We start from the raw sequence: 8440 nt of genomic DNA on the forward strand, positions 1-8440 counted from the left end.
GCTCTGGCCCGACTTGTGACGGGACCACCCACCCGAACCGCACCACCCACGCAACGCAACTCCGCCCAACGCAACAGGCGTGCCATCAACCCGCGTGCGGCGTGGAACCGGTCCTTGATCAGATTGGCGGGGTCCGGGGCGGAGCCCCGAAATCCCTAAACAGGAACCAACGCACCCAACCCAACCACCTACGCAACAGGCGTCAGCCCAACGGCCGAATCCCCCACCGAGCCCCCCAAGACTCCCCAGGCGCAACCCAAATCAAATCCACCCCAGAATTCAAAGCATCCGGCGGACAAGTCATCGGCTCAACCGCCACAGCCCGCCCCCGACCAGGATAAGAATCCGGCGTGTAAACCTGCACCCACCGAAACTCCGGATCCGCCCAAACCTCAACCCCAGCCCCAGCCCCAGCTCCAGCCCCACCATCATCAGCAACCAACGAGTGATGCACCAACCCGTCCTCACCAGGCTCACACCCCCCAAACGGCGTGTCCAGATGCACCCCAGCCAACGACCTCCCCCCACGGAAGTCATAAGCAGTCCCCTCAACAGACTCAGCCACCCCAGACGGCACCATCCGCTCAACATCCAGCGGCAACACCGAAGTAGCAGCCAACGTCAACGTGCACGAATCGGTAGCCGCCCACCCAGCCCGCGGATAAGGATGAGTCCCCACCCCAAAAGGCGTAGCCAAATCCCCGATATTCGTAACCCCATGCGTAACCGTGAGCCCACGATCATCCAACGCATAAGAAACAGTGACGTCCAAAGCAGCCGGCCACCCAGCCTGAGGCTCGATCAACGTCCGCAACGACACCAACGACCCGGTGTGCTCCAACACAGACCAGGGCCGCCGCCGAACCAGCCCGTGAATGGCATTCCCGCGAGCCGGCTCCGTGACCTCCAACCGCTGCGGAACCCCGTCCAGCACCCAGGCAGCACCAGCAGTCCGGTTGGGCCAGGGCACCAGCACCGCGCCGGCGCTCATCGGCGGCTTCTCGTCCTCCGCGAATGTTTCCACATACGGAACCCCGTCCACCTCGAAAGACCGCAGGCCCGCGCCTACAGTCGTGATCACGGCGGTGGCACCCTCGTACGAGATCCCCAACATGAGGCTGAAGCCTACGGGGCCAACGGAAGGATCTGCCCATGAAGGTTCATCACCTCAACTGCGCCACGATGCGCCCGCCCCTGGTCGCGGGCGGGATCGTCGCCCACTGCCTGCTGATCGAGACCGAGCAGGGTCTGGTCCTGGTCGACACGGGCTTCGGCACGAACGAGGTGACCAACCCGAAGGGCACCATCGACGGACTCAGCCGCACGTTGCTCAAGCCGATCCTCGACATCCACGAGACCGCGATCTACCAGGTCGAGAAGCGCGGCTACGGCGCCGAGGACGTCAAGCACGTGCTGCTCACCCACCTCGACCTGGACCACGCCGGCGGGCTGCGAGACTTCCCGAACGCCACCGTGCACGTGCTGGACACCGAACTGGAAGCGGCGACCAACCCGAAGGGCCCCAAGGAACGGGCGCGGTATCCGAAGGCCCAGCGCGAGGGTGTCACCTTCGAGACCCACAAGGCCGAGGGCGAGGACTGGTTCGGCTTCGAGGCCGTCCGCGACATCCCCGGCCTGCCAGAGGACATCCTGATGGTGCCGCTCATCGGCCACACCCGCGGCCACACGGGCATCGCCGTCAAGTCCGGGGACCGCTGGCTGCTGCACGCCGGCGACGCGTACTTCTACCGCGGCGAGGTCGAGACGCCGCCGAGCAACATCTTCGCCCTCAAGCTCACCGCCAAGCAGACCGAGACGATCCGCGAGCAGCGTCTGTCCAATGTGGAACGACTGAAGGAACTCAAGAAGACCAACGAGGTCGACGTGTTCTGCGCCCACGACCCGGTAGAGCTGGCCCGGCTCGGATGACGTTCATCCGCCAGATCCGGCTCGACGAACAGCACGACACCCACCGCTACCCGTTCACACTCCCGGTCGTCCAGCACCTCACCAGGAACCCGATCGACCTCACGAAACCCATCACGTTCCTGGTGGGCGACAACGGCGCCGGCAAGTCGACGCTGGTCGAGGCGATCGCGGTGGCGGCCGGGTTCAACGCGGAGGGCGGCACGCAGTCGTTCCGCTTCGCGACCAAGGCGACCGAGTCGTCGCTCGGCGACTACCTCACCCTGAGCTGGGGCATCAAGAAGCCCCGCACAGGGTTCTTCCTGCGCGCCGAGTCGTTCTACAACGTCGCGACGGAGATCGACCGGATCGGCGACGGGATTCTCGCGTCGTACGGCGGGAAGTCGCTGCACGAGCGGTCGCACGGCGAAAGCTTCATGGACCTGATGGCGCACCGGTTCGGCAGCAAAGGCCTCTACATCCTGGACGAGCCGGAAGCCGCACTGTCCGTCAAAGGCTGTCTCACCGTCCTGCGACACATGCAGGACCTCGTCAACGAGGGTTCGCAGTTCATCATCGCCACGCACTCACCGATCCTGCTCGCCGCGCGCAACGCCGCGATCCTGGAGATCACCGACGGCGAAATCGACGAAGTTCCTTATGACACAGCGGAACCGGTCGCGCTCACCCGGAACTTCCTGAGTGAGCCCGACCGGTTCCTGAAGCACCTGCTGGACTAGCTACTTCGACAGGTTCTCCGGGTGGATCTCCTGCTTGCCGTGCGCGACACGGTTGATCACCCAGAGCACGAGACCTGCCAGCAACAGGTAGCCCGCGATCTTGTAGTCGTCGAACGGCCGGCCGGACGTCCACGGGATCGCGAGGTACGCACAGGTGATCGCGCCGAGCACCGGCGCCCAGGTCGGCGCCCTGAAGTGCTTGTGCTCGGACTTCTCCCTGCGCAGCACCAGGCACGCCACGTTGACGATCGTGAAGACGACCAGCAGCAGCAGCGACGTCGTGCCACCGAGCTTGCCGATGTCCGCGGTGGACACCAGGATCACCGCGACGCCGGTGGTGAAGACGATCGAGATCCACGGCGTGCGGCGGAACGGGTGCACCGCGCCGAAGAAGCTCGGGATGATCTTCTCGTTCGCCATGCCGTACAGCAGGCGGGACGCCATCAGCATGTTGATCAGCGCCGAGTTGATGACGGCCAGCAGGCCGATCAGCGCGAAGATCCACAGCGGGAAGCCGGGCGCGCCAACGGTGACGACCCTCAGCAACGCGCTGCTGCCCGCCTTGGCGAGGTCTTCGGACGAGATGAGCAACGACGAAGTGATCGCGACCAGCACGTAGATCAGTGCCGCGATGCCCATGCCCCACAGCATCGCGCGCGGGAAGATCTTGACCGGGTTGCGGCACTCCTCGGCCATGTTCACCGAGTCCTCGAAGCCGACCATCGCGAAGAACGCGAGCGCCGTCGCCGAGGTGACCGCGAGCAGCACGTTGCTGCCGGACGGGACGTGGATCTCGGTCAGCCGCGACGGCTCACCGTCGCCGTTGATGACCGCCCAGGCACCGATCAGGATGATGATCACCAGACCGGACAGCTCGATGCAGGTCAGGACCACGTTGGCCTTGACCGACTCGGACACGCCGCGGAAGTTGATGATCGCCAGTGCCGCGATGAAGACGATCGCGATACCGGTGATCGCGAGCGACTCCGGACTGAGCGCCACGTCGAAGAACTCCACCAGCAGCTGCCGCAGATAGGTGCGGCCGAACGCGAGTGCCGCCGACGACGCCGAGGTGATGCCGGAGCACATGACCGCGAACGCGACCATGAACGTCAGGAAGTGGATCTTGAACGCCTTGTTCGTGTACAACGCGGCACCGGCCGCTCTGGGATACTTCCCCACGAGCTCCAGGTAGCTGAACGCGGTCAGGAACGCGACCACGAACGCGAGCAGGAAGGGCAGCCAGAGGGCACCGCCGATCTTGCCGGCGACGTTGCCGGTGAGCGCGTAGATACCAGTACCGAGGATGTCGCCGACGACGAAGAACAGCAGCAGCTTCGGGCCGATTGCCCGATGTAGCTCTGGTTGCTCCGTTTGTGGAGTCGCTTCAGCCATGCCCGAAGATTCTGCCCGTTTTGCCTGGGTACCAGCGTGAACGGGCCCGTACCTCACCCATATGGTGTAACCATGAAACGCACGGCAACCTTGCTCGTCGCGGCCATCGCGCTGTCCGCCTGCACGTCGTCACCGCCGGCGGACAAGTCGACCCGGTACCCGGACGTCAAGAGCCTGGTGGCCGCGGTGTCCAAGGTGGTCAGCGAAAAGCAGACCTACCACTTCACCGTCGAACCACCGACCACCGGCGGCGTCACGGCCGCGGCGAACGGCTCGGTGCGGCTGGGCGACGTCCCGAGCATCGACACGACGACCACCCGTCCGGTGCAGACCGGGGGGAACGCCGAGAAGCTGCGGTTCGTCTCGACCACAGAGGACAGCGCGTTCGTCCTGCTGCCGCCCGTTTTCGGTCTGCCGCAGGACAAGCCGTGGGTGAAGCTGGAGCGCCAGAACACCGACGACTTCACCAACACCCTGCTCGGCTTCCGCGACGTGATCTACCAGCAGGCCGTCTTCACGACGTACCACCTGCCGGTGCTCCAGGCGGGCGGCAAGCTCGAGCTGACCACGCAGGTCGCCGACCGCACCCGCTACTCGATCACCGTCGACTACCAGAAGGCCTACGACAGCCTCACCGACGAGTACCTGCGCAACGAGATCAAGCTCGCGCTCGACCAGGGCGTCACGAACTCGGCGGGCGAGATCGAACTGGACAGCACCGGCCTGCCGGTCCGGATCAAGTTCTCCACCCGGTTCCAGGACGCGGTGATCGTCGACGAGGCGCGCTTCTCCGACTGGGGTAGCGACGTGAAGATCGCCGAGCCCTCAGCGAACGAGATCAGTCAGCGGAACTGACGGGACTCACGCGGTAGCGCCAGATCGCCGGCAGCGCCACGACCATCGCCACCGCCGCAACGACCACCAGCACGCCACCCGCGGTCACCGCCGCAGCCGTGCCGAACGCCGCACCACCCGTGCCGTGCAAAAGGTCCGCGATCCGCGGCCCACCCGCCACGACAACGATGAACACGCCCTGCATCCGCCCGCGCATCTCGTCCGTGGCCGCCGACTGCAGAATCGCGCCCCGAAACGCCATGGACACCATGTCCGCGGCCCCGGCGAGCGCCAGGAACGCCGCCGCGACCCACAACGACCCGGCCAGGCCGAACCCCATGATCGCGAGCCCCCAGCCCACCACGGCCAGCGTGAGCGCGACCCCGTGCCGGCTGACGTTCGAGATCCACCCCGACGTGAGCCCGCACAGCACGGCACCAACGGGAATCGCCGCGAACAACACACCCAGCGCGAACCCACCGCCTGCTGGGTCGCCGAACGTGTGCTGCGACATCTCCGGGAACAGCGCCCGCGGCATCCCGAACACCATCGCGATGATGTCCAGCAACATGCTCGCCATCAGCACCTTCTGCGCCCACAGGTACACGAACCCGTCGAGCACGTCCCGCAGCCCCGCCCGCCGCACCACCCCGTCCAGCGGCGGCATCGACGGCAGCTTCCACACCGCGTAAACCGTCACAACCAGCGCGATCGCGTCCACCAGGTACAACGTCGACAACCCGACAACCGGCATCAACGCACCCGCGAGCAACGGCCCAAGAACCGCACCGAACTGCATGACCGTCGACCCGAGCGCACCAGCCGACGGCAACAACTCGGCAGGCACCAACCGCGCGATCGACGCCGACCGCGCCGGAGCGTTCGCCGCGAAGAAGATCTGCTGCAACCCGAGCAGCGCGATCACCAGCCACACCGAGCCGACGTTCATCGCCGCCTGCACCCACAACAACACCGACGACACGGCGATGCCGATGTTGGTGAGCAGCAGCAACTTGCGTCGGTCGACGGTGTCCGCGATCGCGCCACCCCACAGCCCGAACACCAGCAACGGCACCAACGCCACACCGGCGGCAATACCAACCCACGCCGACGAGCCGGTGAGGTCGTAAACCTGCTTGGGCACAGCAACGGCGGTGAGCTGAGAGCCCACCGCCGTCACGATCGTGGACAGCCACAACCGGCGATAAGCGACGATCTTCAACGGTCGAGTGTCGATCACGAACGTCGAGCGCGCGCTTCTCCCCACAGTGGCCATATCGTTAGCCTATGGCAACTAACAAGCCCTTTACCTGACTGTGTCGCCAAGACCACTCAGGAGTGGGTCAGAGACGAACCGGGTAGACCGGCTCCGGCACCTTCGGGCTGATCCGGCCCTCGACGAAGATCCCGTGCCAGATCATGAAGCACAACACCGACCACAGCTGCCGCGACCGGTCGAACTGCTCCGACTTGTGCTCGGCCAGCAACTCCAGCACCGCGTTCTTGTCGAGCAGATGCCCGGTCTGCGAGTCCGCGATGATCCCGCGCGCCCAGTCGTACATCTCAGCCCGCAACCAGTGCCGAATCGGCACCGGGAACCCGAGCTTGGGCCGGTTCAACACATGAGCCGGAATGATCTTCGCCAACGCCCTGCGCAACGCGTACTTGGTCGTACCTTCCGTCAGTTTCTGGTCCAACGGCACCTCAGCCGCAACCCGGAACACCTCAGGATCGAGGAACGGCACCCGCAACTCGATCGAGTTGGCCATGGTCACCTTGTCGGCCTTGACCAAAATGTCCCCGCGCAACCACGTGTACAAGTCAATGTGCTGCATCCGCGCCACCGGATCCCAGCCCTCGGACTCCCGGTACCAGGGCGCCGTGACGTCCTTGAAGCCAATCCCCTCGACATACCCAGGGAACACCGCCCGCACCTGCGCGTCACTGAAGTTGCGCGCGTTGCCGTAATACCGCTCCTCGAGCTTCAACGCACCGCGCCGCAGCAGGTCCTTCCCCCGCACCCCTTCCGGAATGCTCTTCGACACCGCACCCATCAACTTCCGCACGCCGCCCGGCACCTTCTCGAACGGCGACAACGACAACGGCTCGTGATAAATCACGTATCCGCCAAACAGCTCGTCCGCACCCTCACCAGACAACACGGCCTTGACGTACTTACGAGCCTCACGAGCAATGAACCACAACGGCACCAACGCCGGGTCAGCCACCGGATCATCCAAGTACCAGATGATCAGCGGCAACTCTTCCATCATCTCGTCCGGCGACACGGTCCTCACCACATGCCGCACCCCGATGGCCGCCGCCGTCTCAGCGGCAACATCGACCTCCGAGTACCCCTGCCGATCAAACCCGCTGGTGAACGCGATCAAGTTCGGGTTGTGCAACTTGGCCAACGTAGCCGTGGCCGTAGAGTCGATCCCCCCGGACAAAAACGCCCCAACCGTCACGTCCGGGTCAGAAATCATGTGCTTGGCCACCGAGTCACGCATGACATCGGCAATCCGCTCGTACAACGCCTCAGCCTCGTGCTCGCCATTGACCGGCCGAGGCGAAAACACCGGCTTGAAGTACCGGTTGAACAACACCTGCCCACCAGGCGAAACCTTGAACGACGTCCCAGACTCAACCCGCCGAACAGCCTTGTGCAACGACTCAGGCTCCGGCACGTACTGCAACACCAAGTAGTGCTGCAACGCCGTCTGGTCCAACTCCTGACTGATCCCCAGCACACCAGTCAGTTGAAGAAGGCTCTTCTTCTCCGACGAGAACGCCACCCCACCAGGCCCAGCAGCCCAGTACAACGGCTTGATCCCAAACGGATCCCGCGCGCCGAACACCACCCGCTCCTGCGCGTCCCAGATCATGAACGCGAACATGCCGCGCAACATCTTGACCCAGTCAGCCCCGAGGTAGTGATACCCGGCAACGATGGCCTCGCCATCCCCCTGCGTCTTGAACTGGGCCCCGAACTTCCGCATGAGCTCAGCCCGGAGCTCCTTGTAGTTGTAGATCTCGCCGTTGAAGTTCAACGTGTACCGCGTCGGGTTCTCCGGCGGCCCCCACACCAACGGCTGGTGGGAATGATCCAAGTCAATAAAACCCAGCCGGTTGAACCCGTACACAACCTCAGCATCAGCCCAGGTGTCCTGCTCGTCGGGCCCACGGTGCCGCTGGCAGCGCAGCGCTGCGGCCACTGAGCCACGCGCGGAAGCCGCAGCGGCTTCGGTGGAACAGATGAGTCCGAGCACTCCGCACACGTGAAATCGCACCTCGTAGCTAGCTGTGGCCTGAAAACCCAGTATGCCGTGCCCGAATCGAGCACTTTCCGCAGCCTGAGGACGCACAACCCCCAGGCAAGGTTCCACGCCGATGCCGCAGGCGAGGCCCCAAGCGAAGCCGCAGGCGAGCAGTCCCGAAGGCGAAGCCGAGGCGTCCTTAAGTCTTGAAACAGCGTGCCGGGCGGGTCCCCGTCACGAGTCGTGCCTCAGCACTCGCTGCAACCAGGCAGGGGTGTCAAACCGCCACGCTTTTCGGCGGTTTGACAC

7 protein-coding genes are annotated in these 8440 nt (G+C 64.8%); 3 read left to right on the forward strand and 4 right to left on the reverse strand.

Annotation, left to right across the window (positions count from 1 at the left end; translation table 11 throughout):
* Positions 1 to 202 precede the first annotated feature (202 nt).
* On the reverse strand, positions 203 to 1114 hold the full coding sequence (locus tag ACWGE0_RS45415; protein WP_452267054.1) for an aldose 1-epimerase family protein: 912 nt from the start codon (positions 1112 to 1114) through the stop codon (positions 203 to 205).
* A 38-nt stretch (positions 1115 to 1152) separates the two neighbouring features.
* On the opposite strand from ACWGE0_RS45415, the gene ACWGE0_RS45420 reads away from it, so the two are divergent.
* Together ACWGE0_RS45420 and ACWGE0_RS45425 are read left to right on the forward strand one after the other, a co-directional pair.
* Positions 1153 to 1929, forward strand: coding sequence for an MBL fold metallo-hydrolase (locus tag ACWGE0_RS45420; protein WP_452267055.1), 777 nt, complete (start codon positions 1153 to 1155; stop codon positions 1927 to 1929).
* Entirely contained in the window at positions 1926 to 2645 is a 720-nt protein-coding gene (locus tag ACWGE0_RS45425; protein ID WP_452267056.1) for an AAA family ATPase, read from the forward strand. The genes ACWGE0_RS45420 and ACWGE0_RS45425 overlap by 4 nt, the downstream gene beginning before the upstream one ends.
* On the opposite strand, the gene ACWGE0_RS45430 is transcribed toward ACWGE0_RS45425, so the two are convergent.
* Entirely contained in the window at positions 2646 to 4040 is a 1395-nt protein-coding gene (locus ACWGE0_RS45430; RefSeq protein WP_452267057.1) for an APC family permease, read from the reverse strand.
* 72 nt (positions 4041 to 4112) lie between these two features.
* Between ACWGE0_RS45430 and ACWGE0_RS45435 the strand changes: the two genes are divergently transcribed.
* Complete coding sequence (locus ACWGE0_RS45435; protein ID WP_452267058.1) at positions 4113 to 4895, forward strand: hypothetical protein; 783 nt, start codon at positions 4113 to 4115, stop codon at positions 4893 to 4895.
* On the opposite strand, the gene ACWGE0_RS45440 is transcribed toward ACWGE0_RS45435, so the two are convergent.
* Both ACWGE0_RS45440 and asnB read right to left on the reverse strand, forming a co-directional pair.
* Positions 4879 to 6150 carry an MFS transporter gene (locus ACWGE0_RS45440; RefSeq protein WP_452267059.1) on the reverse strand — a complete coding sequence of 424 codons (1272 nt, stop codon included), beginning with the start codon at positions 6148 to 6150 and terminating at the stop codon, positions 4879 to 4881. The two genes, ACWGE0_RS45435 and ACWGE0_RS45440, sit on opposite strands and share 17 nt — an antisense overlap.
* A gap of 67 nt (positions 6151 to 6217) precedes the next feature.
* Positions 6218 to 8152: an asparagine synthase (glutamine-hydrolyzing) gene (gene asnB, locus ACWGE0_RS45445; protein WP_452267060.1), complete on the reverse strand. Its 1935-nt coding sequence runs from the start codon at positions 8150 to 8152 to the stop codon at positions 6218 to 6220.
* Between the last annotated feature and the right edge of the window lie 288 nt (positions 8153 to 8440).

The organism is Lentzea sp. NPDC054927 (assembly GCF_053610285.1).